Below are 24,113 nucleotides of genomic sequence, written 5' to 3' on the forward strand. Positions count from 1 at the left end.
TTTGTGACTTACTGGTTGTTTCACATTGTTACGGCGGCTATAGCGGTAGGGAAACGCCCGGTCCCATTCCGAACCCGGAAGCTAAGCCTACCAGCGCCGATGGTACTGCACCCTAATCAGTGTGGGAGAGTAGGACACCGCCGAACACAATTTGCGAATACCCCGTATTCACAGTCCCCGGACTACGAATACGGGGTATTTTGCTATCCCCGGCCTGTGTTCACCGTCGATGCTGTTGGTCGATCCATGTCCGTTCTATCCCAGTTCGGTCGGGTTCTTGATTAGATGAACCCATGACCTTGCCGGCATCCCTCGGACCTTCACTGGTCGAGTCCTACCTCCAGTTCATTCACGACAGCTGTGCTGTCGGCGAGCAGGGGGCGTTGGCGGACTACATCCCCGAGTTGACGAGAGTTGACCCGAATGGATTCGGCCTGAGCATGGCGGTGCATGAGGGTCACGTCTATTCGATCGGCGATGCCCGCATCGGCTTCACCATCCAGTCGGTGTCGAAGCCGCTCACGTACGCACTCGCGTTGACCCACAAGGGTTTTACTGCGGTGGACGAACGAATCGGAGTTGAACCGTCCGGTGAGGCGTTCAATGAGATCAGCGTCGACTCGCAGCGTCGGCCCCGGAATCCGATGATCAACGCCGGGGCGATCCTGTCGGCGTCACTGCTGCTCGAAGCTCAGCCCGACGTCGACAAGGCGTTTGCCGAACTGCTGGAGTTCTACGGCGCATGCGCCGGACGCAAGCTGTCGCTCGACACCGAGGTGTACGAGTCGGAGATGCGCAGTGGGGCGCGCAATCGGGCCATCGCATTCATGCTGCAGAGTTTCGGAACGCTGAAGGCGCCGCCGGAGGACACCATCGACCTGTACTTCCGCCAATGTTCGGTCATCGTCACGACGGACGATCTCGCAGTCATCGGCGGAACCCTGGCCAATGGTGGAGTGAACCCCCGAACGGGGCGACGAGCGCTGGGACAGAATGTCGTGCAACGGGTCCTGAGCGTGATGACGACCTGCGGAATGTACGACGGGGCCGGCGACTGGGTGACCTCGGTGGGTTTGCCGGCAAAGAGTGGTGTCGGGGGCGGCATCATGGCGGTACTGCCGGGCCAGTTGGGGATCGGAGTGTATTCGCCGCTCCTCGACGAACACGGCAACAGCGTCCGCGGAGTCAGTGCCTGTAAACGACTCTCCTCTGATCTCGGCCTGCACATCTTCAACGTGACCCGCGAGAGCCGGGTCACTGTTCGCTCCCACTACGACGCCGAAGAACTCGACATCGAGACCGACCGGACACCGGAGGAACGCCGGTTCTTGAACGGCAAGCGGAACCGTATTCGCGTGTACGAGTTGCAAGGTGATCTGACATTCTCCGGAATGGAGAGCGTTCTGCGGCGGCTGCGGGCGTCGGCATCGAGTTTCGATGTAGCCATCCTGGACATGAGCCGGGTCGATCAGATCGACGAGGTGTCGCGGGCAATGCTTGTCGGGTCGAGCCAGAATTTGCGGGCATCCGGCCGTGACGGCGTGATCTTCGATCCGGACTCCGTTGTGGTCCAGAAGGGCGCGCATGCGTCGGAGGCGAGGCGGGGTGCGGAGTCGGTGGTGCAGACCATGACTGAAGCCCTGACGCGGGCCGAAGACTCGTTGCTGGAGATGGCAAAAGAACCTTCGTAGCGGCCCATTTGTTGGGGCCTCGGCCCTTACCGGTCGTGCACCCGAAGGAGGGTCAGCGCTGCCAAGGTCTGAGCGTCGCAGATCTCGCCGTCAGCGACCGCTGTCCACACCTCATCACTTGACCACCATCGTCCGTCCATGTCCTGCTCCTCGTGCTCGCGGGCAGTGGGGCCGGCGCTCAGCTCCTCGGCGAGAAACACGGACTGTCGCTGACTGCTGAATCCCGGTGCCACGTCGACGATTCCGATCTGCGTCAGCCGACCCGACCGCAGGCCGGTCTCCTCGGAGAGTTCGCGTTCGGCCAGAGCCGGGGCCGCCATGTGTTGCCGGTCGGGTGCGGTGCCGGCGGGGAACTCCCATCGCCGCGCGTTCATCGCGTACCGGAACTGTTCGACCAGATACAGGCGGCCATCTTCGCGAGGGATGACGATGACGCCCGCCGGCTTGTCGACGACGCTGTAGATACCGGAACTGCCGTCGGAACGAACGATCTTGTCCTCGCGGAGAGACAACCACGGATTGGCATAGATTTCGGCTGAGGACACTCGCTCGATCGACACCACATCAGAATATGACGGGTGCACGGCACGGGGGCGTCGCGCATGACGGCCGCGGGCCTAAGGTAGTTGTCGTGCGTCTTGTTATTGCCGAATGCCAGGTCGACTATGTCGGACGGCTCACCGCCCATCTGCCCAAAGCTCGCCGACTGCTGTTGATCAAGTCCGACGGTTCAGTGAGTGTGCACGCCGACGATCGTGCCTACAAGCCCCTGAACTGGATGAGCCCGCCATGCTGGCTGGTCGAGACCACACCGGAAACCGTTGACTCGCCGGAAAACGCTGATGGAACGCAACTTTGGGTGGTGACCAACAAGGCGGGCGAGGAACTCCGGATCACCATCACCGAGATCGAGCACGATTCGAACCACGAGCTCGGCGTCGACCCGGGTCTGGTGAAGGACGGTGTCGAAGCCCACCTGCAGGAGCTGCTCGCCGAACATGTGGAGACGCTCGGAACCGGCTATTCACTGGTGCGGCGTGAGTACATGACCGCGATCGGCCCCGTTGACCTGCTGTGCCGCGACGCGGACGGAGTATCGGTTGCGGTAGAGATCAAACGACGCGGTGAGATCGATGGTGTGGAGCAACTGACCCGCTATCTGGAACTGATGAATCGCGATCCGTTGCTGGCGCCTGTTCAGGGTATTTTTGCGGCTCAGCAGATCAAGCCGCAGGCCAAAACACTCGCCAATGATCGCGGAATCCGTTGCGTCACGCTCGACTACGACAAGCTGCGGGGTACCGAGAGCACCGAATTCCGGCTCTTTTAGTGGCCAGGCTCCAGAGAACCGGCGAGTGATGGAACGGATCGAATCAGGCCCCGGTGGCGACGACTACTACGTCCGGCCGATTGCGGGCCAGCGTGCCACCAAGATCTACCGATGCCCGGGGTGCAACCAGACCATCACGGTCGGTGTTCCGCATGTGGTGGCCTGGCCTGTCGATGACCACTGGTTCGAAGGACAGGGCGGCGATACCCATGTCGATGATCGCCGCCATTGGCACACCGGTTGCTGGCGACGTGGGCAACGGGGGTCGCGTCGCTAGCGTCCTATCGGTAGGAGGCGCTCACCCGGTCGGGAGTGTCCTTGCTATCGGGCTCGCTCTCGGTCTCGGCGCTGTCTGATTCGGAATCATCTGATTCGGCGGCGTTCGATTCGGCAGTACCCGATGTGGACGGTCCGACGTGTTTGTCGGTGTTGTTGTCGGCCGGCGACGATTCTTCGAGACGCGCATTGTCGGAGAGCTCTTTGTTGAGGAGTCCGGTGGTGTTCGGATCGAGCAGTTCGGGCTCGTTCTCGACCTCGGCGAGCAGCTGTGGCACGTCGTCGAGTTGGCTGCGGATCTCCGCGAGCTGAGACAGCATCCGGCTTCGCAGCGCACGCACCTGTTCGGTGACTTCCTGTGAGCGCGTGACCCTTTCGGTTGCGGCAGAGGCCGCGCGTTGTCGCAGGCTCTCGGCTTCGGCGCGGGCGGTCTCGAGCCGTTCGCGGGCTTCGTTCTTGCTGTCGGTCTCGAGTTTGTTGGCGGCGGCGATCGCGTCGGACCGGCGGGCGGCCATCGTCACGTCGAAGTCTTCCTGAATCCGCTCGCGGTTGCCCTGCGCGCGAGCATCGAGTTCCTCGGCCTGCGCGGTGGCCTCGGCGACAATGCGTTCGGCTTCTTCGCGGGCGGCCTTCATCGTCGCCTCATGCTCGGCGTGCATCGCCTCGCGACGTCGGTCGAGCTCCTCGTTCTGGCGCGCGATCTCCGCACGGTGCTCGGTGGCTTCCTGGCGAGCAATCGAAAGTATCTCAGCCGCTTCGGCTTCCGACTGTGCCCTGATCTCGGACGCCTCGTCGGAGGCCAGGCGCAGCATGCTCGAGACGCGCTCGCTCATCCCCTGGACGGTGGTGGGCGGTACCGAGAGCCGGTTGACCTCACGACGAAGTTCGTCGATGTCGTCGCGTGCGATTGCGAGATTTTCGGCGAGCTCGCGGGCGTTGGCCGTCGCGGCGTCGCGGTCTGCGGCAATTACCCGCATTTCCGCGTCGAAGCGACGGAAGAAATCGGTGACCTGGTCCCGGTCGTAACCGCGCATGACCGTGGCAAATGGCAGGCCGCTGGCAGATGTGGCCTCGTTATTTGGCATGGCAGCGATTTTACGCTGTGTCGCCGCCGGTGCCGGACGTGAACACGGGGTGCTGCACAGGAGTTACCAGGCTGCAACCCGCGTTCGTGGCCCGGGCGGCGACGTCAAGCGTCCGATTCAGTGCGCGGCGGCCGGTTCGACCAGTTCGAGGAGGACTCCACCGGCATCTTTGGGGTGGATGAAGTTGATCCGGGAGTTCGCCGTGCCGTGGCGCGCCTCGGGGTACAGGACCCGCAGACCGTTGGCGACCAGGCGGCGGGTGACCTCTTCGACGTCGGTCACGCGGACGGCCATCTGCTGCAGTCCGGGGCCGTTGCGGTCGATGAACTTGGCGATGGTCGACGTCTCATCGATCGGCGACAGCAACTGGATGAGGGCGTGCGACTTGTCGGCACCGGCGGGGCCGACCATCGCCTCGACCACACCTTGGGCCGTATTCGTTTCCTGGTGAAGCGTGACCAGGCCCAGGTTTTCGAGGTACCAGGCTTTCGCGGCCTCGAGATCGGGCACGGCGATCCCGACGTGATCGATGGCGGTGACAAGCTCGCCGATGGTGGCCAGGGCCGCTGACTGGGGGTTCTGTTCGGATGTGCTCATGGCCTAAAGGTAACCTCGGGGGTAGTTGAGCGACGATTCAGCCAGCTTTCAGAGAGGTCAGAACAAGATGACAACGTCGGTAATAGTGTCCGGAGCTCGAACCCCGATCGGTCGATTGATGGGTTCGCTCAAGGATTTCAGTGCAGTGGATCTCGGCGCGATCGCCATCCGCGGTGCGCTCGAGAAGGGCAACGTCCCGGCCTCTGAGGTCGAATACGTCATCATGGGTCAGGTCCTCGGTGCCGGTGCGGGTCAGATGCCTGCCAAGCAGACCGCGGTCAAGGCCGGCATCGGCTGGGATGTCCCCGCTCTGTCGATCAACAAGATGTGCCTGTCGGGTATCAACGCGATCGCCATGGCCGATCAGCTCATCCGCGCCGGCGAGTTCGAATGTGTCGTCGCCGGTGGACAGGAATCGATGACTCAGGCGCCGCATATCCTGCAGGGCAGCCGCAACGGTTTCAAGTACGGCAACACGGAGCTGGTTGATCACACGGCCTACGACGGTCTGCACGATCCCTTCACCGATCAGCCGATGGGCGCGCTCACCGAGCAGCAGAACGACGTCGAGAAGTTCACCCGTGAGCAGCAGGACGAGTTCGCCGCCCAGTCGAACCAGCGTGCCGCCATCGCGTGGAAGAACGGCGTGTACGACGACGAGGTCGTGCCGGTGCCGATCCCGCAGCGTAAGGGTGATCCGGTCCTGTTCACCGAAGACGAGGGCATCCGCGCCGATACGACCGTCGAGTCGCTGTCGCGTCTGCGTCCGGCCTTCCGCAAGGACGGAACCATCACCGCGGGTAACTCCTCGCAGATCTCGGACGGCGCCGCTGCCGTCATCGTGATGAGCAAGGCCAAGGCGCAGGCCCTCGGCCTCGAGTGGATCGCCGAGATCGGTGCCCACGGCGTCGTCGCCGGCCCCGACTCCACCCTGCAGCACCAGCCGGCCAACGCCATCCGCAAGGCTGCCTCGAAGGCCGGGATCGATCCCGCCGGATTCGACGTGTACGAGATCAACGAGGCGTTCTCGGCCGTCGGCCTGGCCTCGGCGAAGGAACTCGGGATTTCCGAGGACAAGGTCAACGTCAACGGTGGCGCCATCGCCATCGGTCACCCGATCGGTGCTTCCGGCGCCCGCATCACGCTGCACCTCGCACTCGAGCTCGGCCGCCGCGGCGGCGGCACCGGTGTGGCGGCACTCTGTGGTGCCGGTGGCCAGGGTGATGCGCTCATCCTCACCGTTCCCAAGAAGTGAAGTCGGCGCACCGAATGATTTCTGCAAAGCTGACCGCACAGGTTTTCCGCGTGGTCGCGATCGCCGAGGCCGTCACCTGGCTCGCGCTGCTGATCGCGATGTTCTTCAAGTGGGTGCTCGGCCATGAAGAGGCCATCGCCATCCCGGGTATGACCCACGGGATCGTGTTCGTGGTCTACGTCGTGGTCTCGCTGTTCACAGCGTGGCGCCTGAAGTGGACCCTCACGACCACCGGACTGGCACTGGTGGCGAGTATTCCACCGTTCGGCACGCTGGTCTTCGAGATCTGGGCGAAGCGTAAGGGCCATCTCGACGACGTGGAAGCTCCGTCGAAGGTCGCAGCAGCCTGACAACACAACCCGAAACCGCCATCGCGCACCCGAATCTTCGGGTGCGGGTGGCGGTTTCGTGCATCTTCGGCCTCAACGGGCTACTGGCCGCGATGTGGGTGGCCCATATCCCGGTGATCGGGGCCCGGACCGGGGTCGACCACGCCACGCTCGGTCTTCTGCTGCTGGCGATCGGTGGATCGGCGCTCGTCGCAATGCAGCTGGTCGGGCCGCTGACCGACCGCATCGGATCGAAATGGCCCACCGTGGTCAGTGCGATCGGGTTGTCGCTGGCGATCCTGTTACCCGGTCTGGCCACCGGCACCGCATCGCTGGCAGTGGGTCTTGTCGCCTTCGGCTTCTGCAACGGTGCCCTCGACGTCTCGATGAACACCCAGGCCGTGCTGTGTGAACGCGCCTACAAACGGCCCATCATGTCGTCGTTTCACGGATACTTCTCGGTCGGCGGTCTGGTCGGTGCCGGCATTGTGGCGGTCGGTTTGGCCCTGGACGTGCCGCTCATGGCGGTATTGGGCACGTTCAGTGCCCTGGGCCTGCTCAGCGCAGTGGTCCTCTCACGCGACCTGATGCCAGGCCGGGCCGGCGATGAAGTGGGCACACCTGATCGGGACAAGGTCAGCGAGACCGTCGAGCGCCGGCCGTGGGGCCGGATCGCGGTACTCGCCCTGGTTGCTTTCATGCTCATGCTCGCCGAAGGTGTTGCCTACGACTGGAGTGCGCTCTACATCGTGGAAAACTTCAGTACCTCCGCAGCGGTGGGTGCAGTGGCGTTCGGTGCCTTCAGCGCCTCGATGGTGATCTTCCGCTTCTCGGCCGATGCGGTCAGTGCGCGGTTCGGCCCGGTGGCGGTGGTCCGCGGTGGTGCGGCCGTCGCGGTCGCCGGGATGGCGCTGGCGATCTGCGCACCCACTGCCCCGTTGAGCATCGTCGGGTGGGCGGTGTTCGGTCTCGGCATCGCGGGCGGGGTTCCACAGCTGTTCACCGCGGCCGGAAACGTGACGACTGCGTCGAGCGGGCAGATCATCTCGGTGGTTGTCGGGACCGGTTATGTCGGGATGCTGGCGGGCCCGGCCGTCATCGGGCCGCTGAGCCACTGGTTCTCTCTCGGGAGTGCGTTGTGGTTTGCGGTGGCCGGGCTGGTTGTTGCCATCGTTTTTGCGCCCGTGGTCCGGCCCCGCAACACCGGACCTCGGACAACCGGACCCAGCCGCCACCTCGCCGAAGACCGTGCCAAACTGGAGCAATGACCAGACCGCAACAAAGTCAGCAGGCGGCTGCCCGTGCGGCAGCGGCGATGTCCGGGGCCGTGGACCTTTCCGTTCTCAAGGAACGGGCCGAGGCGCAACGCGCACAGGCGAATCGGCCCACCCCGCCACCCGCGGCCGCATCGTCGTCGGCTCCGGGCCCGGCCGGGGGAGCAGCTTTCCCGGCTGTCTACGACGTCACGGAGGAAACCTTCGAGACCGAGGTTGTCGCCCGGTCGTCGCAGGTTCTCGTGGTGGTGGACTTGTGGGCGACGTGGTGTGGCCCGTGCAAGCAGTTGTCGCCGACCCTCGAGCGGATGGCCGCCGAATCCGGTGGCACCTGGGTACTCGCGAAGGTCGACGTCGATGCCAACCCGCGCATCGCGCAATTGTTCGGCGTGCAGTCGGTGCCGACCGTGGTCGCGATCGCCGGCGGACAACCAGTGTCGGCGTTTGCGGGCGCACAGCCGGCAGCGCAGATTCAGGGCTGGATCGACGACATCATGACCCAGCACGGCGCGGCGATCACGGGTGTCCCGGCAGCCGAGGACGGCGACGAGGCCGAAGAGCCTGTCGACCCGCGGATGGCCGCGGCCGAGGACAAACTCAACGTCGGCGACATCGACGGTGCGCTCGCCGATTACAAAGCCATCGCCGCCGCTGAGCCGAACAATGTGGAGGCCGCCTCGCTGGTTCGCAACCTCACGTTTGTCGCGCGGGCACAGGCCCATGACCCCGCCGACGTTGCCGACGCGGCGCCCGACGACCTCGAGAAGCAACTGGCCGCCGCGGACATCGAACTGCTCAATCAGCAGCCCGAGGCCGCATTCGACCGGATCGTCAAGGTTGTTGCCAGGACTGCGGGCGACGACCGCAGCGCTGCGCGGGCCCGGCTCCTCGAACTCTTCGAGCTGTTCGATCCGGCCGAACCGTTTGTGGTCGCGGCGCGGCGCAAACTCGCAACGGCTCTCTACTGACCGCTGCTGCCCGGGCCGGTCAGGCCTAGGGGTCGTAGCGGGAGCATCCGGTGTCGGTGTTGAAGTAACCGGCCGAGAACGCCGCGATCCGGGAGAACCCACTGGGAAGCGCGCGGCCGGTCACATCGCTGGCCACCGCGCCGCTGATCAGCAGTCCGGACACCAGCTCGTCGAGGTCCCCGCCGCGCAGGGTGAAGGTGCCGGCGTCCGCGGTGGATCGGGCCCACTGACCGGTGGCGCACGCGGCTCGCGCCGCAGCGACCGGCTGGTCGATCGCCTGACCGCGGGCCTGCTGGGCGGCGATCGAATAGCGGGATGCGACCAGGGAGTAGGCGCTGAAGTCGCCGCTGATCAAACTCGGTAGCCCGGACGGGCCGCTGGTTCCGTTGGTGGCGATCGACTCGAGTTCCGACGAGTCCATCGACACGGTGTTGGTGGCGGGGCAGAAGGCCACCGGAGGCTCGACGCCGACCGTGTCGATCGCGGGGCACTCAGTGCTGCGTGCATCGGTGTCCACGGCCGGCCGGACGTCGGGCGGTAGGGCGAAGAACCCCTCCACCGACGAGATCACCGACTCCAGCCCACCCTCGCTGAACGGTGTTGTGTCGATGCTGCCGGAATTGTCGAAACGCGGCGGCATCGCGTCGCGCATGTCGTCGACGCTGATCGCGTCGATCGACGCACACCGCTGCGGACCGTTGCCGAATCCGGTTTCGAAGGCGTGCGCCCGTTCGAACGCGGTGCCGTGATCGGATTGCCCGCGTTCGCTGTCCCGGGCCGAGATCAGGGCGGCGACTGCGGTGTTCAGTCCGTCGGAGGTGTTGATCTGCAGGTATGTACCTTTGTCCTCGGCGATCCAGCGGATGAAGTTGCCGGCCAGGCAATCCGCCTGCTGCTCGCTGACGATCGGTGAGGCCTCGTCGTCTATACCTGCGAGCATCTGGACGTAGTGGCCGTATTCGTGTGCGATGACCGTGACCGGAGCCATCGGCCCGAACTCGTCGAGCAGTGCGGGCATCAAAACGCCGCGGTCCCAGCCGATCTGGTCACGGGGCGGGCAGAAGGCGGCATTGACGTGTCCGTAGGTCGAGTCGCCGCAGAAGTTCACCGCCGCGCTGCGGGGTGCCTCGGCATCCCAGGACACAAACCCGAGCCCGGTTTTGAACTCCTCACCGAACGCCGGCTCGAACGCCTGCTTCCAGTAGGACTCGAGGTCCAACAGGGCGGCAGCCATCAGGGTGTCGATCTCACCGGAGTCCGCATTGTCGATGTCGAGCACCGGTTCTTCGGCGCCCTCCCGCACACCATTGGGCCCGTCGCTGACCGGGAGGCCGGCGACCGTGAACGCGTCGGAGTACACCGACACCGGATCACCGTCGACGATCACCCGCTCATCGCGACTGGCACACCCGGTCGACACCAGCAGGCAGATACCCACCAGCGCACAGATCCAAGAGATTTTTCGTGTGATCACCGATGCCCCCGGCGCCGTCAGGCCGGCGCGATCCAGATGGCTCCGTTGGCAGGCAATGTCAGGCGGGCGCATGCAGGGCGTCCGTGCCACGTTTCGTCGTTGGCGATCACTTGGCCGAGATTACCTTCGCCGGATCCGCCGTAACCCGGTGCATCTGTGTTGAGGATCTCGTTCCACCGTCCGGCGATCGGAAGTCCGACCCGGTAGTCGGTGCGTGTGGTGCCCGAGAAGTTGAAGACACACGCCACCACCGAGCCATCGGATCCCCACCGCAGGAAGCTGATGATGTTGCCGGCGGTGTCGTTGGCGTCGATCCAGGAGTATCCGCTGGGTGTGATGTCCTGGCTGTAGAGCGCGGGATGCCGACGGTAGATGCTGTTGAGGTCGGTGACAAGTGATTTGACCCCGACGTGCAGCTCACCTTCCCAGCCTTCGAGTTGCTCCCACGACAGGCTGCGGTTCTCCGACCATTCGGGTGTTTGCGCGAATTCCTGGCCCATGAACAGCAACTGTTTGCCCGGATGCGCCCACATGTAGGACAGCAGTGTCCGGACGCCGGCCGCCTTGGTTTGTGAATCACCGGGCATCCGTGTCCACAGGGTGCCTTTGCCGTGCACCACTTCGTCGTGGCTGATGGGCAGCACGAAGTTCTCGCTCCACGCGTACATCAGGGAGAACGTGATCTCGTGGTGGTGGAAACTGCGGTGGATCTGATCGCGCCCGAGATAGCCGAGCGTGTCGTGCATCCAGCCCATGTTCCACTTCATCGAGAAGCCGAGTCCGCCCAGATTGGTGTCGCGGGTGACACCGGGCCAGGACGTCGACTCCTCGGCGATGGTCACCACACCGGGATGGTGTTTGTGCACCGTCGCGTTCATCTCCTGCAGGAACTGCACGGCCTCGAGGTTTTCGCGACCCCCGTGGACGTTGGGGGACCAGCCGCCGTCCGGCCGGGAGTAATCGAGATAGAGCATCGATGCGACGGCGTCGACACGCAGACCGTCGATGTGGAACTCGTCGAACCAGTAGAGCGCGTTGGCGACCAGGAAGTTGCGGACCTCCGGGCGTCCGAAATCGAAAACGTAAGTGCCCCAGTCGAGTTGCTCACCACGCTGCGGGTCACCGTGTTCGTAGAGCGGGGTGCCGTCGAAGCGGGCCAGCGCCCAGGCGTCCTTGGGGAAGTGGGCGGGAACCCAATCGACCAGGACACCGATCCCCAGTTCGTGCAGGCGGTCGACAAAGAACCGGAAGTCGTCGGGACTGCCGAAACGCGAGGTCGGTGCGTAATACGACGTGACCTGATATCCCCACGATCCACCGAATGGGTGCTCCGACACCGGGAGCAACTCGACGTGGGTGAAGCCGAGTTCGCTGACGTAGGCGCCGAGTTCGTCGGCGAGTTCGCGGTAACTGAGACCTTGACGCCACGACCCGAGATGTACCTCGTACGCGCTCATCGGTTCCTTGACCGCTACCAGCTTCTCGCGCTGGGCCACCCACTCGGCGTCACTCCACTCGAAGTGGGTCTCGGGGATCACCGAGGCGGTGGCCGGCGGGATCTCGGTGGCCCGCGCCATCGGATCGGCCTTTTCCCTGGCCACTCCGTCGTTGCCGGTGATCCGGAACTTGTAGGTTGTTCCCGGCCCGATGTGGGGCACGAACACTTCCCAGACCCCACTCGAACCGAGGCTTCGCATCGGCGCGGTGTGCCCGCGCCAGCCGTCGAAGCTGCCGATGAGGGTGACGCCCTGGGCGTTCGGTGCCCAGACGGCGAAGCTGGTGCCCTCGACGTCCCCGTCCGGCGTCGAATAGAGCCGTGCCTGCGGGCCGAGGATTTCCCACAACCGCTCGTGCCGGCCCTCGGTGAACAGGTGGATGTCGAGTTCGCCCAGGCTCGGAAGGAACCGGTATCCGTCGGCGACCACGAACTCGCGGTCGACGCCGGATTCCGCATCGCGATAGGTGACCCGATACCGGTAGTCGATGAGTTCCGGGTACGGCACCGTCGCGACAAAAAGTCCCGAATCCTGGTGTGTGAGTGGATGGTCGACACCGCCGATCACAGCACTCACCGAGACCGCGTCGGGCTTGAGGGTGCGCAGGATCGTGAACTCACCCGAGGTGTGTGCGCCGAGGATCCCATGCGGATTGTGGTGGGTACCGTCGAGCAGTCTGCTCAGCTCCGACTGCTCGATGGTGGCGTCGGGTGCGGTCTTCGGGGTATTCGAGGGTTTTGACGGAGTGGTCATGACGGAGTCCTGAACGCGAGTGCGCTGCGCGCTGATTCGGGCATGGGCGGCAGTGCGACGATGTGGGCAACGGAGCGCCAGGGTTCGAGCCGGACATAGTTCGACTGACCCCAGTGGAAGCTCTCGCCGGTGACCTCATCGATTCCGCTGAACCGGTCGTGCCAGTTGTATCCGATCGAGGGCATGTCCAGCCACACGGTTGATTCCTCGGCGCCGTAGGGGTTGATGTTGATGACCACCACCACGGTGTCGCCGGTGTGCGGGTCGAACTTCGAGAACGCGATGAGCGCATCGTTGTCGACGTGATGGAACTTCAGATACCGCAACTGCTGCAGCGCCGGGTGGCGCCTGCGGATTTCATTGAGTGAGCGAATCCAGCCTTCGAGGGATTCGCCCCGGCTGGCCGCGCCCTTGTAGTCGCGGGGGCGCAGCTCGTACTTCTCCGAATCCAGATACTCCTCGCTACCTTCACGGACGGCGCGGTGTTCGAACAATTCGTAGCCGCTGTAGACACCCCAGGTCGGCGACAACGTGGCTGCCAGCGCGGCCCGCAGCGCAAACATGCCGGGACCACCGTGTTGCAGGCTCTCGTGGAGGATGTCCGGGGTGTTGACGAACAGGTTGGGGCGGCCGATGTCGGCCCTGTCCGCGATCTCGTTGCCGAACTCGGTGAGCTCCCACTTGGCGGTCCGCCAGGTGAAGTACGTGTACGACTGCGTGAACCCCAGCTTGGCCAGACCGTAGAGGCGGGCCGGACGGGTGAAGGCCTCGGCGAGGAACAGCACGTCGGGGTCCCGCTTCTTCACCTCGATGATGAGCCACTCCCAGAAGTCCGGTGGCTTGGTGTGCGGGTTGTCGACCCGAAAGATCTTGACGCCCTGCGCGACCCAGTGCAGGACAACCTTCAGGACGCCGCGGAAGATCCCGTTGCGATCGTCGTCGAAGTTGAGGGGGTAGATGTCCTGGTACTTCTTGGGCGGATTCTCCGCATACCGGATCGTGCCGTCCGGTTCGATCGTGAACCAGTCGGGATGCTCGGTGGTCCAGGGGTGGTCGGGCGCGCACTGGAGCGCCAGGTCGATGGCGACCTCCATGCCGAGTTCTTCGGCGCGCTCGCGGAAGTAGATGAAGTCGTCGAGGGTGCCCAGACGCGGGTGGATCGCGTCGTGTCCGCCGTCGGCCGATCCGATCGCCCAGGGGGAACCGACGTCGCCGGGTGCGGCGGTGACGGAGTTGTTGGGGCCCTTGCGGTTGACCTCGCCGATCGGATGGATCGGCGGCAGATAGACCACGTCGAAGGCCATGTCGGCGATCCGGGGGAGGTCTTCGGCGGCGGTGAGGAAGGTGCCGTGCACCGGGCGTCCCTCGTTGTCCCAGCCACCGGTGGACCGGGGGAACATCTCGTACCAGGACCCGTACAACGCCCGCTCGCGGTCGACCCAGATGCGGTGGGTGCGGCTCTTGGTGACCAGCTCCCGAACCGGGTAATCGATCAGCAGGGTGCTGACGGGCTGGGACATCGCCGGTCCGACACGACTCGGAAGGGCGGCGTGCTGGTCACGCAATGCCGTGATCGCGCTGGTCAACAGCTCGCGATCACTCGGCGGGACGATGTCGAGTGCCTTCTCGAGCAGACGTGCGCCGCGCTCGATGTCATTGGCGAGTTCGGCACTGCCCTGACCTGCGGCGAGCTTCTTGTCCATCGCGTCGCGCCAGGTCGCGAAGGGATCGCTCCAGCCATCGATCCGGTAGGACCAGTAGCCGATCGCGTCCGGTGTGAACAGGGCATTGAACGTGTCGGGCTCGGCGCCCGGCGACATTCGGACGTCAATGGTCTTGCTACGTGCCGGCCCGTCTACATGCAGGGTGGCTGCGACGGCGTCGTGGCCTTCCCTCCACACTGTTGCACTGATTGGGAAGGTCTCTCCAACAACCGCTTTCGCGGAGAACTGACCTGAGGAGACCACGGGGGCTATGTCATCGATCCCGATGCGCCCTATCACCTTCTGTGCCACCTTTCGATGTTTTCAACTGGTTCTCGAGGGTGCTGCACTGTCATCGCTGTCGCTACCACCGTATGCGACCGCGGCCGGTTCGGCTGGGGCTCGGCGACCTTCAGGGCGTGGTGCCCCCGTGCAATCTGCTCAGGGCTCCACGGACCAGCTGCCCATCCGAGGTCCGCCAGAAGGGTGGCAACGACGCCAGTAGATAGTTGCCGTATCGGGCCGTGGCCAAACGTGAGTCGAGGACGGCCACCACGCCCCGGTCGGAGGTGGATCGCAGCAGTCGGCCGGTGCCCTGGGACAACAGCAGTGCGGCGTGGCCGGCGGCGATGGCCATGAAGCCGTTACCGCCACGGGCCTCGACCGCCTGTTGGCGCGCCAGCAACAGCGGATCGTCGGGCCGCGGGAACGGGATGCGATCGATCAGCACCAGATTGAGCGACGGCCCTGGGACGTCGACGCCCTGCCACAGGGACAGGGTGCCGAACAGGCAGGTGCTCTCGTCGGCCGCGAACTCCTTCACCAGGGCGCCGGTGGCTCCTTCGCCCTGGCAGAGCACGGGGAGCTCGATGCGGCCGCGGACCGCCTCGGCCGCGGCCTTGGCCGCGCGCATCGACGAGAAGAGGCCCAGTGTGCGACCGCCCGCAGCGGTGATGAGTTCGACCATCTCGTCGACGATGCGGGGCGACAGGCCATCGCGGCCCGGTGGTGGGAGGTGACGGGCCACATAGAGGATCGCGGCCTTCTGGTGGTCGAAGGGGGAGCCCACATCGACGCCGTTCCAGATGATCTTTTTCTTGTCGGATGGCGGTGGCTTGCCGATGGCGGTGATGCTCTGCGCCGATTTGGTCGCCTGCGTTTCGGGCTCGGACTCGTCGTCCGAACTCGGCCGGTGCGGGGGCAGGCCCCATTCCGCGGCCAGGCCGTCGAACGAACCGCCGACGGTCAGCGTCGCGGAGGTGAGGATCACGGTGGCGTTGGCGAACAGGGACGCGCGGAGCAGTCCGCCCACCGATAGAGGTGCCACCCGCAGAACCTTTTTGCGGTCGCCGCGGACGAGCTCCTCGGCGACCCACACGACGTCGGGCCGCCGGGCCGGATCGGGATCGTCGAAGGCGCCCAGGATCCGGACAGCAGTGTCGTGCATTTCTTCCAGCGCGGTCAGTGCTGCCGATCGGGCGGCACTGGCATCGGCGTCGAGCTCACCGCTGCGGCGGGCCGGACCGATGGCGGTGTGGGCTTTCCACAGCCGATCGCGCAGCGAGGACAGGGCCAGCGGCGCGCCGTCGGGCAGACCCGTCCACCGGCCGGGTGCGAGTTCGTCGAGCAGTATCTCGATCTGCTCGCTGCTGCCCGCGATGTCGTCGGACAGCTCGTCGTCGATGAGCCTCCCGCAACGCCGGGCGACACCGGCAATGGATCCGCCCGACATCTCGGCGGTGGCCACCGAGGTGATCCGATCGGCGAGTTCGTGCGCTTCGTCGACCACCACGACATCGTGTTCGGGAAGGATCGCGGCCGGGCTCATCGCATCGATCGCCAGCAGCGCGTGATTGGTGACCACCAGGTCGGACTGACCGGCCTTGGCCTTTGCCTTCTCGGCGAAACATTCGGCGCCGTATGAGCAATTGGTGGCGCCGAGGCATTCCCGGGCGGTCACACTGACCTGCCGCCACGCGCGATCGGAGACGCTGGTGACAAGGTCGTCGCGGTCGCCGGTCTCGGTGTCGGAGGTCCACTCGCGCAGGCGGGTGACCTCACGGCCCAGTCGGGAGGCGGCAAACGGATCGGGTTGACCGCCGGCACTGAACAGATCGTCGTCGGCGGATTCATCAATCGTCCCGGCGTGGATCTTGTTGAGGCACAGGTAGTTTCCGCGACCCTTGAGGATGGCGAACTCCGGTGCCCGGCCGAGCGCCTTGGTGAGCGCCTCAGAGGTCCGTGGCAGATCGCGATCGACGAGCTGGCGCTGCAACGCGATGGTCGCGGTCGAGACGATCACGGTCTTGCCCGTGTCGACGGCATGACGCAATGAGGGAACCAGGTAGGCCAGCGATTTGCCGGTACCGGTGCCGGCCTGGACGGCCAGATGTTCGCCGGTGTCGATGGAGTGGGCCACCGCAGAGGCCATCTTCAGCTGGCCGTCGCGCCGGGCGCCGCCGAGTGCCGAGACGGCCTCGGCGAGCAGGTCGGGTACCTCGGGTATCGAACTCACTGCGGGTCTGTCATCGGACGTGATCTCCCAGCGACGGCGGCACGATGGTGACGCCGGCATTGCTCATCTCGGCGACAGCGGCATCGGTGGTGTCGATGCCGACGCCTGCGCAGTAACCGAGCAGGACGCGGGTGGTGAACCCGGCGGCGACGGCGTCGAGGGCGGTGGCACGGACGCAGTGATCGGTCGCGAGCCCGACCACATCGACGGCGTTGATCTCACGGTCACGGAGCCAGTCGCCGAGCATCACGTCATTGCTGTCGGCGCCCTCGAAGCCCGAGTATGCCGCGCTGTACTTGCCCTTCGAGAACGTCGCATCGGCGATGGACGCATCGAATCGGGGATGGAAATCCATGCCCGGTGTGCCCTCGACGCAATGCCTGGGCCAGCTGTTGACGTAGTCGGGGTTGTCAGAGAAGTGATCTCCCGGGTCGATGTGGTGGTCGCGGGTCGCTGCGATCGCCAGGTAGCCGTGATCGCGCTGCGTGTAAAGCGTGATCGCGGCTGCGACGTCGCTGCCTCCGGATACCGCCAGCGAGCCGCCCTCGCAGAAGTCGTTCTGCACGTCGACGATCAGCAATGCAGTTCGAATATGTTCGCTCACAACAGATTCCCTACTTGATGAGACAACATGATCCTTACCGGGTGAAACACTGCGCCTACGGGGTGATGAAGCGCGTAGGTATTGCCGGTTCGCCGCGGGACAGACCCAAACCTTCCCACGGCAGACTGACAAGGGCCGCGGCCAGGTGCTGCCGGGACTCTTCCAGGGTAGGTAGCCCGTCGACCGGTTTGCCACCCCGGATCAGCGGGATCTGCAGCGGCCGCGACGGTGCCGGCAGGCCGGGGGCGGCGGATCCGCTGGGGTACACGACTTCTTCCAAGATCGTGCCCGACGGCTTCGCCGTCCGCAGTGCGGCTTTCGCGCCGCCGCGAGATTCCTTGTGGCTGGAGCGTTTTGCCACCGGGATGCCGTCGACCTCCACCAGCTTGTAGACCATTCCGGCGGTCGGTGACCCCGACCCGGTGACCAGCGCCGTGCCGACCCCGTAGGCGTCCACCGGTTCGGCGCGCAATGCCGCGATGGCGTACTCATCGAGGTCGCCGGAGACGATGATCTTGGTCTTGGTGGCGCCCAGATCGTCGAGTTGCTGGCGAACCTGACGGGCGAGCATGCCCAGATCGCCGGAGTCGATGCGCACGCCGCCGAGTTCGGTGCCGGCCACCTCGATGGCGTTGGCAACACCCTGGCGGATGTCGTAGGTGTCGACGAGAAGTGTGGTCCCGACACCGAGACGCGCGATCTGTGACGCGAACGCCGCCTTCTCGTCCGGGCCGTCGGCCGTGGTGTGCAACAGGGTGAACGAGTGCGCACTGGTGCCGGTGCTGGGGATGCCGTGCCGGCGCGCGGCTTCGAGGTTGGACGTCGCCGACATCCCGGCGAGATAGCCGGCCCGCGCCGATGCCACCGCGGCCTGCTCGTGGGTGCGGCGTGATCCCATCTCGATGATCGGACGGGAACCGGCCGCGGTGACCATCCGGGCCGCCGCCGAGGCGATGGCACTGTCGTGATTGAGGATCGACAAGGCCAGGGTCTCGAGGACGACCGCTTCGGCGAAGGTGCCGCGAACGGTCAGGATCGGGGAGCCGGGGAAGTACAACTCGCCCTCCGGATACCCGTCGATATCTCCGGAGAACCGGTATCTGCTCAGCCAGTCGAGCGTCTCGGGGTCGAGGAACCGTTCGACGAGGGCCAGTTCGTCGGGGCCGAAGGTGAACTCGGCAAGTTGCTCGACCAGACGCCCGGTACCAGCGACAACGCCGTACCGGCGACCATCGGGGAGTCGCCGCGCGAACAGCTCGAACGTGCAGGTGCGGTGCGCACTTCCACCCGCGAGCGCGGCCGCGATCATGGTGAGCTCGTATTGGTCGGTCAGCAGCGCTGTCTTCGATGCGGTCACTATCGGTACCCTAGGGCTTATGCGCGGACAGATGATGACCGCACCGCAGCGTGTCCACACCACGTTGACGGCGGGCGACGGTCAGCACGAGGCTACCCCGTCCACCACCGCCGTTGCCGAACGCGACGCGGCACTCGACCGCCCGTGGGTGACCATCGTGTGGGACGACCCGGTGAACTTGATGCGGTACGTGACATACGTCTTCCAGAAGTTGTTCGGGTACAGCGAGACCAAGGCCTCCGAGTTGATGATGCAGGTGCACACCGAAGGGCGGGCCGTGGTGTCGTCCGGCGACCGCGACAAGGTGGAACTCGACGTGCAGAAGCTGCATTCCGCGGGCCTGTGGGCCACGATGCAGCGAGACAGCTGATCGCGTGCGCAATTGGAAACGGCGTGGTTCCGGTGATCGTCTGCGTATCACCACCGAACTCGATCAGCACGAATCCGACCTGATCGCATCGCTTGTCACGTCGATGACGGAGTTGCTCGACGAGCGTGAGTCGACGGCTCCGACCGATGAGCTGTCTGATCTCACGGGTATCCGGTCGGGGCACTCCAATCCACCGTCCGATGCCACCCTGGGCCGTCTCTTTCCGGATTTTCATCGCCCCGATCAGGACGAGACCACGTCGATGGACGCGGCCACCGGCGACCTCAACGGCGCACTGCGCAGCCTCCACGAACCACACATCATCTCCGCCAAACAGGAAGCCGCCCGGGTGGTCCTCGACTCGCTGCCCGAGGGCGGCGGTGCGGTCTCGTTGACCGCGGAGGAAGCCGATCAGTGGTTGTCCGCGGTGAACGATGTGCGGCTGGCACTGGGCGCGATGATCGGAATCAGCGAGTCCACCCCGGATCAGCTTCCCGAGGGCGATCCCATGGCGGCGCATCTCGATGTCTACCACTGGCTGACCGTCGTGCAGGAACTGCTGGTCGTCGCACTCATCGGCAAGTAATGCGCGGTAAGTAAGCGACCCGCGAAGTGAGCGGCCCGCCAAGTGAGGAATGGATGATCCCAGGACCGTCAGACTCCATCACCGACGTCGCCGGCGTGCGCGTCGGCCAGCATCAGCGGCTCGACGACCACGTCATCGTGGCCACCGATGATGCCGCCGGCGAAGGCTGGGCCACCGGTACAACGGTGGTGTTGTTGCCCGAAGGCGCCGTGGCCGCCGTCGATGTCCGAGGAGGTGGCCCGGGTACCCGGGAAACCGACCTGCTCGATCCGTCCAACACTGTGCAGCAGGCGCACGCGATCGTCCTCAGCGGCGGCAGTGCTTACGGATTGGCCGCGGCCGACGGTGTGATGACCCACCTCGAGAGCCAGGGCATCGGCCTCGCGATGGACAAGCGTGGTTCGGTGGTGCCGATCGTTCCCGGCGCGGTGATCTTCGATCTGTCGGTCGGCGCCTGGTCGGCTCGTCCGGATCGCGAGTTCGGTGCGCAGGCCGCGGCGAACGCGGATACTTCGGTTGCCGTCGGATCGGTCGGTGCCGGCACCGGCGCCCAGGCCGGAGCGCTCAAAGGGGGCGTGGGCAGCGCGAGCATCACCTTCACCACGGGTCCGGCAACGGGCATCACGGTGGCGGCGCTGATCGTGGCCAACCCGATGGGCGCGGTCATCGACCCGACCAGTGGATTGCCGTGGGGTGCACTCCCATTGGAACTGGACTACTACGGTCTGCGGCAGCCGGCACCCGGCGAGGTGGCGAACCTGTTGAATCTCACCGCCAAATCGAATCCGCTGAACACCACCATCGGTGTCATCGCCACTGACGCGGCATTGGATCCCGCGTCGGTGCGCCGGGTGGCGATGACTGCCCACGACGGACTGGCCCGAGCGGTCCGTCCTGCCCATTCACCGCTCGACGGCGACACACTTTTCGCATTTGCCACAGGTTCGGCGACGCCGACGCCCGGACCCGATGAGACACCGCAGGTTCCGCCGGGCATGAACCCGGACGTGGCACTCGTCGCGGCGGTCGGGGAGGCCGCGGCGACCGTGGTGCAACGCGCCATCGTCAATGCGGTCATCGCCGCCACTCCGGTCGGCGGAATACCGACCTACCGGGAGACGTTGCCAACAGCATTCGTGTCCGGATAGTTTCGGGCACCGCAGAAGCCACCGATACGAGGTCAGGGGTTGTCGAAGTGCTCACCATCAGCCGGTCGCTGGTTGATCAGATGCTCGCCCATGCCCGTGCCGACCACCCCGACGAGGCCTGCGGTGTGATCGCCGGACCCGAGGGTTCGGACCGTCCGGAGCGATTCATCGCGATGGTGAACGCCGAACGGTCACCCACCTTCTATCGCTTCGATTCCGTCGAGCAGCTCAAGGTCTGGCGCGAGATGGATCGCGGCGACGAAGAGCCGGTGGTCATCTACCACTCGCACACCGCGACCGAGGCGTATCCGAGTCGTACGGATGTCTCGTTCGCCTCCGAGCCGAATGCGCACTACGTGCTGATCTCGACCCGTGACCCCGAGACCGAGGAAATCCGGAGCTATCGGATCGTCGACGGTGAGATCACCGAAGAGCCGATCGCCATCACCTAGAGGAGTTCGCCATGGCAGTAACAGTTTCCATCCCGACGATCCTGCGTCCCTACACCGACGGCAACAAGCGGGTCGAGTCCAGCGGGGCCACCGTGGGTGAGCTGATCGACAACCTCGATGCCAGCCACAGCGGTCTCAAGGACCGGCTGATCGCCTCGGGCAAGCTGCATCGCTTCGTGAACGTCTACGTCAACGACGAAGACGTGCGGTTCTCCGGCGGCCTCGACACGTCGGTGGCCGATGGCGACGAGGTGACGATCCTGCCTGCCGTTGCCGGCGGCTGAATCGAACCGGGATGACACGTAACTGAGATGGCACGTTATGAATCGCTCATCGACTCGGTGGGCAACACCCCACTGATCGGGCTGCAGCACCTGTCGCCGCGCTGGGACGACAGCGATGAGGGTCCGGCGGTGCGGCTCTGGGCCAAACTCGAAGACCGCAATCCCACGGGCTCGATCAAAGACCGTCCGGCGCTGCGGATGATCGAGCAGGCCGAAGCCGATGGCCTGTTGGCACCCGGTGCGACCATCCTCGAACCGACCAGCGGCAACACCGGCATCTCGCTGGCGATGGCCGCAAAACTCAAGGGCTACAACCTGATCTGCGTGATGCCCGAGAACACCTCGATCGAGCGTCGCCAGCTGCTGACGATGTTCGGTGCGCAGATCATCTCGTCGCCGGCGGCGGGGGGATCGAACAAGGCCGTGGCGATGGCCAAGGAATTGGCAGTCGAGCACCCCGACTGGGTCATGCTCTACCAGTACGGCAATGCCGCGAACGCGCTCGCGCATTACGAGGGCACCGGCCCCGAACTCCTGGCGGATCTGCCGGAGATCACACACTTTGTCGCCGGGCTCGGTACCACCGGCACGCTCATGGGGGTGGGCCGGTACCTGCGGGAGACCAAGCCCGGCGTCGAGATCGTCGCCGCCGAACCTCGCTATGGTGACGAGGTCTACGGCCTGCGGAACATCGACGAGGGATTCGTACCCGAGCTGTATGACGACGCGATCCTCACCAGCCGGTTCTCGGTCGAGGGGCGCAACGCCGTCCGCCGCATCAGGGAACTGATCGAGTCCGAGGGGATCTTCGCGGGTATATCGACGGGTGCGATCCTGCATGCCGCGCTCGGCGTCGGACGCAAGGCGATCAAGGCCGGGGTCCGGGCCGACATCGGGTTCGTGGTGGCCGACGCGGGGTGGAAGTATCTGTCGACCGGAGCGTACGAAGGTAGCCTCGATGAAGCAGGTGAGGGGCTCGAAGGGCAGCTCTGGGCCTGACGCGCCACCGCTGTGCCACCATTCGATGTCGCCACCGTTCGATCGGAGAACCATGACCGGATCACTTGGCTCCTATGGCGGTGCCGGTAGCAGTCCGCCGCCGTCCGGTTCACCGTCGAAGGGCCCGGCTTCCTGGCCGCTGTGGGCACGGTCGGTCATCATCATGCTGTCGCTGACGGCATTGCTGTACGTCATCGAGTTCATCGACGTGGTCAGCGATCGTGATCTCGACAGCGCCGGTATCGAACCTCGTGAGCTGGATGGCCTGAGCGGGATCGCGGCATCCCCGTTTCTGCATGCCGACTGGGAACACTTGATGGCCAACACGATTCCCGGCATCGTGCTCGGATTCCTGGTTCTGATGACCCGGCACTTCCTGATCGCCACCGCGATCATCTGGGTTGTCTCCGGTCTCGGGGTGTGGTTGTTCGCGCCGCCGTATACGGTGACCGTCGGCGCGTCGGGCATCATCTTCGGCTGGCTCACCTACGTTTTGGTGCGCGGCCTGTTCAACCGGAATTTCTTACAAGTCGTGATCGGTGTGGCCGTCTTCCTGATCTACGGCGGCATCTTGTGGGGTGTGGTGCCGGCCGGCACCGGTGTGTCGTGGCAAGGTCATCTCTTCGGGGCCGCCGGTGGCGTTCTCGCGGCCTGGTATCTGTCCAAGAAGGACCGGAAGCAAGCCCAGACGCCGCCACCATCGCCCTACGGAACCACCAACTTCGGCAACCCCGGGAGCACCAGACTGTGATTTCAGATATGCCTGCGAGTCCAGATGTCAACGCGCCGATCGGCATCTTCGACTCCGGCGTCGGGGGGCTCACTGTTGCCCGTGCGGTGATCGATCAGCTGCCGTCGGAGAACATCATCTACATCGGCGACACGGCGAACGGTCCCTACGGACCGCTGACCATTCCGGAGATCCGGGCACACGCACTCGCCATCGGCGACGAGCTCGTCGAGCGCGGCGTCAAGGCGCTCGTGATCGCGTGCAACACGGCGTCCGCGGCCTGCCTGCGTGATGCTCGCGAGCGCTATCCGATTCCGGTGATCGAGGTTGTTCTGCCGGCGGTCCGGCGTGCGGTGGCGGCCACCCGGTCGGGCCGGATCGGCGTGATCGGCACGGAGGCGACCATCGCCTCCCGGGCCTACGAGGACTCGTTCGCCGCAGCCCAGAACGCGGTCATCACCTCGGTGGCCTGCCCGCGGTTCGTCGACTTCGTGGAGCGCGGGATCACCAGCGGACGTCAGGTACTCGGACTGGCGGAGGGCTACCTCGAGCCCCTTGCCGCGGCGCGCGTCGACACCGTGGTGCTCGGGTGCACCCACTATCCGATGCTGACCGGGGTCATCCAGCTGGCCGTCGGCGACGACGTGACGCTGGTGTCCAGTGCCGAGGAAACCGCCAAGGATGTCCTTCGGGTACTGACCACACACGATTTGCTGCGCGCGCCGACCGATGTTCCGGCGGAACGGATTTTCCAGGCCACCGGGGATCCAGAATCGTTCGCAAAGCTTGCGACCAGATTCCTCGGACCAGCGCTCGGAGCAGTCCAACACGTGTGAT

General features: G+C 65.2%; 24 protein-coding genes and 1 rRNA gene. 15 read left to right on the plus strand and 10 right to left on the minus strand.

Features of this window, described 5'->3' with window-relative positions:
* The first annotated feature begins 29 nt into the window (after positions 1–29).
* Both rrf and glsA read left to right on the plus strand, forming a co-directional pair.
* Positions 30–146: ribosomal RNA gene (gene rrf, locus H290_RS0112505) — 5S ribosomal RNA — on the plus strand.
* Between the two features lie 147 nt (positions 147–293).
* A complete protein-coding gene (gene glsA / locus H290_RS0112510; protein WP_020107154.1) occupies positions 294–1,691 on the plus strand; it encodes a glutaminase A in 1,398 nt (465 codons plus the stop codon).
* A gap of 26 nt (positions 1,692–1,717) precedes the next feature.
* Here the strand turns inward: glsA and H290_RS0112515 are convergent, their stop codons facing one another.
* Entirely contained in the window at positions 1,718–2,254 is a 537-nt protein-coding gene (locus H290_RS0112515) for an NUDIX hydrolase (protein ID WP_020107155.1), read from the minus strand.
* Between the two features lie 68 nt (positions 2,255–2,322).
* Between H290_RS0112515 and nucS the strand changes: the two genes are divergently transcribed.
* The gene (nucS, locus tag H290_RS0112520) at positions 2,323–3,021 is read left to right on the plus strand and encodes an endonuclease NucS (protein WP_020107156.1); all 699 of its coding nucleotides are present in this window, start codon (positions 2,323–2,325) and stop codon (positions 3,019–3,021) included.
* 43 nt (positions 3,022–3,064) lie between these two features.
* Here the strand turns inward: nucS and H290_RS32020 are convergent, their stop codons facing one another.
* The 3 genes from H290_RS32020 to mce form a co-directional block, all read right to left on the minus strand.
* Positions 3,065–3,250 carry a hypothetical protein gene (locus H290_RS32020; protein ID WP_155976829.1) on the minus strand — a complete coding sequence of 62 codons (186 nt, stop codon included), beginning with the start codon at positions 3,248–3,250 and terminating at the stop codon, positions 3,065–3,067.
* Between the two features lie 52 nt (positions 3,251–3,302).
* Positions 3,303–4,382, minus strand: coding sequence for a hypothetical protein (locus H290_RS0112530; protein WP_020107158.1), 1,080 nt, complete (start codon positions 4,380–4,382; stop codon positions 3,303–3,305).
* Between the two features lie 117 nt (positions 4,383–4,499).
* Positions 4,500–4,979 carry a methylmalonyl-CoA epimerase gene (mce, locus tag H290_RS0112535; RefSeq protein ID WP_020107159.1) on the minus strand — a complete coding sequence of 160 codons (480 nt, stop codon included), beginning with the start codon at positions 4,977–4,979 and terminating at the stop codon, positions 4,500–4,502.
* Positions 4,980–5,046: 67 nt separating this feature from the next.
* Between mce and H290_RS0112540 the strand changes: the two genes are divergently transcribed.
* Genes H290_RS0112540 through H290_RS0112555 form a run of 4 tightly spaced genes read left to right on the plus strand, consistent with a single transcriptional unit; the run spans position 5,047 to position 8,805 of the window.
* Positions 5,047–6,234, plus strand: a complete 1,188-nt coding sequence (locus tag H290_RS0112540) for an acetyl-CoA C-acetyltransferase (RefSeq protein WP_028463112.1) — start codon at positions 5,047–5,049, stop codon at positions 6,232–6,234.
* A 14-nt stretch (positions 6,235–6,248) separates the two neighbouring features.
* The gene (locus H290_RS0112545) at positions 6,249–6,584 is read left to right on the plus strand and encodes a DUF3817 domain-containing protein (protein WP_020107161.1); all 336 of its coding nucleotides are present in this window, start codon (positions 6,249–6,251) and stop codon (positions 6,582–6,584) included.
* A gap of 41 nt (positions 6,585–6,625) precedes the next feature.
* On the plus strand, positions 6,626–7,831 hold the full coding sequence (locus H290_RS28455) for an MFS transporter (RefSeq protein ID WP_020107162.1): 1,206 nt from the start codon (positions 6,626–6,628) through the stop codon (positions 7,829–7,831).
* A 47-nt stretch (positions 7,832–7,878) separates the two neighbouring features.
* Positions 7,879–8,805, plus strand: coding sequence for a tetratricopeptide repeat protein (locus tag H290_RS0112555; RefSeq protein WP_028463113.1), 927 nt, complete (start codon positions 7,879–7,881; stop codon positions 8,803–8,805).
* A 25-nt stretch (positions 8,806–8,830) separates the two neighbouring features.
* On the opposite strand, the gene H290_RS0112560 is transcribed toward H290_RS0112555, so the two are convergent.
* The 6 genes from H290_RS0112560 to H290_RS0112585 form a co-directional block, all read right to left on the minus strand.
* Positions 8,831–10,279: a hypothetical protein gene (locus H290_RS0112560; RefSeq protein ID WP_155976830.1), complete on the minus strand. Its 1,449-nt coding sequence runs from the start codon at positions 10,277–10,279 to the stop codon at positions 8,831–8,833.
* Positions 10,280–10,296: 17 nt separating this feature from the next.
* Positions 10,297–12,528, minus strand: a complete 2,232-nt coding sequence (glgB, locus tag H290_RS0112565) for a 1,4-alpha-glucan branching protein GlgB (protein ID WP_020107165.1) — start codon at positions 12,526–12,528, stop codon at positions 10,297–10,299.
* The gene (locus H290_RS0112570) at positions 12,525–14,531 is read right to left on the minus strand and encodes a maltotransferase domain-containing protein (RefSeq protein ID WP_028463115.1); all 2,007 of its coding nucleotides are present in this window, start codon (positions 14,529–14,531) and stop codon (positions 12,525–12,527) included. Before H290_RS0112570 ends, glgB begins: the two co-directional genes overlap by 4 nt.
* Before the next feature lie 112 nt (positions 14,532–14,643).
* Positions 14,644–16,746: an ATP-dependent DNA helicase gene (locus H290_RS0112575; protein ID WP_020107167.1), complete on the minus strand. Its 2,103-nt coding sequence runs from the start codon at positions 16,744–16,746 to the stop codon at positions 14,644–14,646.
* A gap of 10 nt (positions 16,747–16,756) precedes the next feature.
* A complete protein-coding gene (locus tag H290_RS0112580) occupies positions 16,757–17,350 on the minus strand; it encodes an isochorismatase family protein (RefSeq protein ID WP_231373608.1) in 594 nt (197 codons plus the stop codon).
* Between the two features lie 55 nt (positions 17,351–17,405).
* Positions 17,406–18,707: a nicotinate phosphoribosyltransferase gene (locus H290_RS0112585; RefSeq protein ID WP_020107169.1), complete on the minus strand. Its 1,302-nt coding sequence runs from the start codon at positions 18,705–18,707 to the stop codon at positions 17,406–17,408.
* 34 nt (positions 18,708–18,741) lie between these two features.
* On the opposite strand from H290_RS0112585, the gene clpS reads away from it, so the two are divergent.
* The 8 genes from clpS to murI are packed head-to-tail and all read left to right on the plus strand — an operon-like array spanning position 18,742 to position 24,112.
* Positions 18,742–19,077 carry an ATP-dependent Clp protease adapter ClpS gene (gene clpS / locus H290_RS0112590; protein WP_051122012.1) on the plus strand — a complete coding sequence of 112 codons (336 nt, stop codon included), beginning with the start codon at positions 18,742–18,744 and terminating at the stop codon, positions 19,075–19,077.
* 4 nt (positions 19,078–19,081) lie between these two features.
* Complete coding sequence (locus tag H290_RS0112595) at positions 19,082–19,663, plus strand: DUF2017 domain-containing protein (protein WP_020107171.1); 582 nt, start codon at positions 19,082–19,084, stop codon at positions 19,661–19,663.
* Between the two features lie 53 nt (positions 19,664–19,716).
* Positions 19,717–20,811, plus strand: coding sequence for a P1 family peptidase (locus H290_RS0112600; RefSeq protein WP_020107172.1), 1,095 nt, complete (start codon positions 19,717–19,719; stop codon positions 20,809–20,811).
* Positions 20,812–20,858: 47 nt separating this feature from the next.
* Positions 20,859–21,263: a Mov34/MPN/PAD-1 family protein gene (locus H290_RS0112605; protein WP_020107173.1), complete on the plus strand. Its 405-nt coding sequence runs from the start codon at positions 20,859–20,861 to the stop codon at positions 21,261–21,263.
* Between the two features lie 11 nt (positions 21,264–21,274).
* Complete coding sequence (locus H290_RS0112610; protein WP_020107174.1) at positions 21,275–21,547, plus strand: MoaD/ThiS family protein; 273 nt, start codon at positions 21,275–21,277, stop codon at positions 21,545–21,547.
* Between the two features lie 27 nt (positions 21,548–21,574).
* On the plus strand, positions 21,575–22,546 hold the full coding sequence (locus tag H290_RS0112615; protein WP_020107175.1) for a PLP-dependent cysteine synthase family protein: 972 nt from the start codon (positions 21,575–21,577) through the stop codon (positions 22,544–22,546).
* 52 nt (positions 22,547–22,598) lie between these two features.
* Positions 22,599–23,297 (plus strand): rhomboid family intramembrane serine protease, encoded by a 699-nt coding sequence (locus H290_RS0112620; RefSeq protein WP_020107176.1) that lies wholly within the window; start codon positions 22,599–22,601, stop codon positions 23,295–23,297.
* 8 nt (positions 23,298–23,305) lie between these two features.
* The gene (gene murI / locus H290_RS0112625; RefSeq protein WP_020107177.1) at positions 23,306–24,112 is read left to right on the plus strand and encodes a glutamate racemase; all 807 of its coding nucleotides are present in this window, start codon (positions 23,306–23,308) and stop codon (positions 24,110–24,112) included.
* The last annotated feature ends 1 nt before the right edge of the window (position 24,113 follow it).

It is taken from the genome of Nocardia sp. 348MFTsu5.1, assembly GCF_000383535.1.
Taxonomy (GTDB): Bacteria; Actinomycetota; Actinomycetes; order Mycobacteriales; family Mycobacteriaceae; genus Williamsia; species Williamsia faeni.

Bases quoted from the DNA above. Each gene is read 5' to 3' on its own strand.
- glsA (WP_020107154.1), top strand. From the start codon at position 294: ATGACCTTGCCGGCATCCCTCGGACCTTCACTGGTCGAGTCCTACCTC.
- H290_RS0112600 (WP_020107172.1), top strand. From the start codon at position 19,717: ATGATCCCAGGACCGTCAGACTCCATCACCGACGTCGCCGGCGTGCGC.
- H290_RS0112615 (WP_020107175.1), top strand. From the start codon at position 21,575: ATGGCACGTTATGAATCGCTCATCGACTCGGTGGGCAACACCCCACTG.
- H290_RS0112540 (WP_028463112.1), top strand. From the start codon at position 5,047: ATGACAACGTCGGTAATAGTGTCCGGAGCTCGAACCCCGATCGGTCGA.
- H290_RS0112530 (WP_020107158.1), bottom strand. From the start codon at position 4,382: ATGCCAAATAACGAGGCCACATCTGCCAGCGGCCTGCCATTTGCCACG.
- glgB (WP_020107165.1), bottom strand. From the start codon at position 12,528: ATGACCACTCCGTCAAAACCCTCGAATACCCCGAAGACCGCACCCGAC.
- H290_RS0112555 (WP_028463113.1), top strand. From the start codon at position 7,879: ATGTCCGGGGCCGTGGACCTTTCCGTTCTCAAGGAACGGGCCGAGGCG.
- H290_RS0112545 (WP_020107161.1), top strand. From the start codon at position 6,249: ATGATTTCTGCAAAGCTGACCGCACAGGTTTTCCGCGTGGTCGCGATC.
- H290_RS0112610 (WP_020107174.1), top strand. From the start codon at position 21,275: ATGGCAGTAACAGTTTCCATCCCGACGATCCTGCGTCCCTACACCGAC.
- H290_RS32020 (WP_155976829.1), bottom strand. From the start codon at position 3,250: ATGGCGGCGATCATCGACATGGGTATCGCCGCCCTGTCCTTCGAACCA.
- clpS (WP_051122012.1), top strand. From the start codon at position 18,742: ATGACCGCACCGCAGCGTGTCCACACCACGTTGACGGCGGGCGACGGT.
- mce (WP_020107159.1), bottom strand. From the start codon at position 4,979: ATGAGCACATCCGAACAGAACCCCCAGTCAGCGGCCCTGGCCACCATC.
- H290_RS0112620 (WP_020107176.1), top strand. From the start codon at position 22,599: ATGACCGGATCACTTGGCTCCTATGGCGGTGCCGGTAGCAGTCCGCCG.
- murI (WP_020107177.1), top strand. From the start codon at position 23,306: ATGCCTGCGAGTCCAGATGTCAACGCGCCGATCGGCATCTTCGACTCC.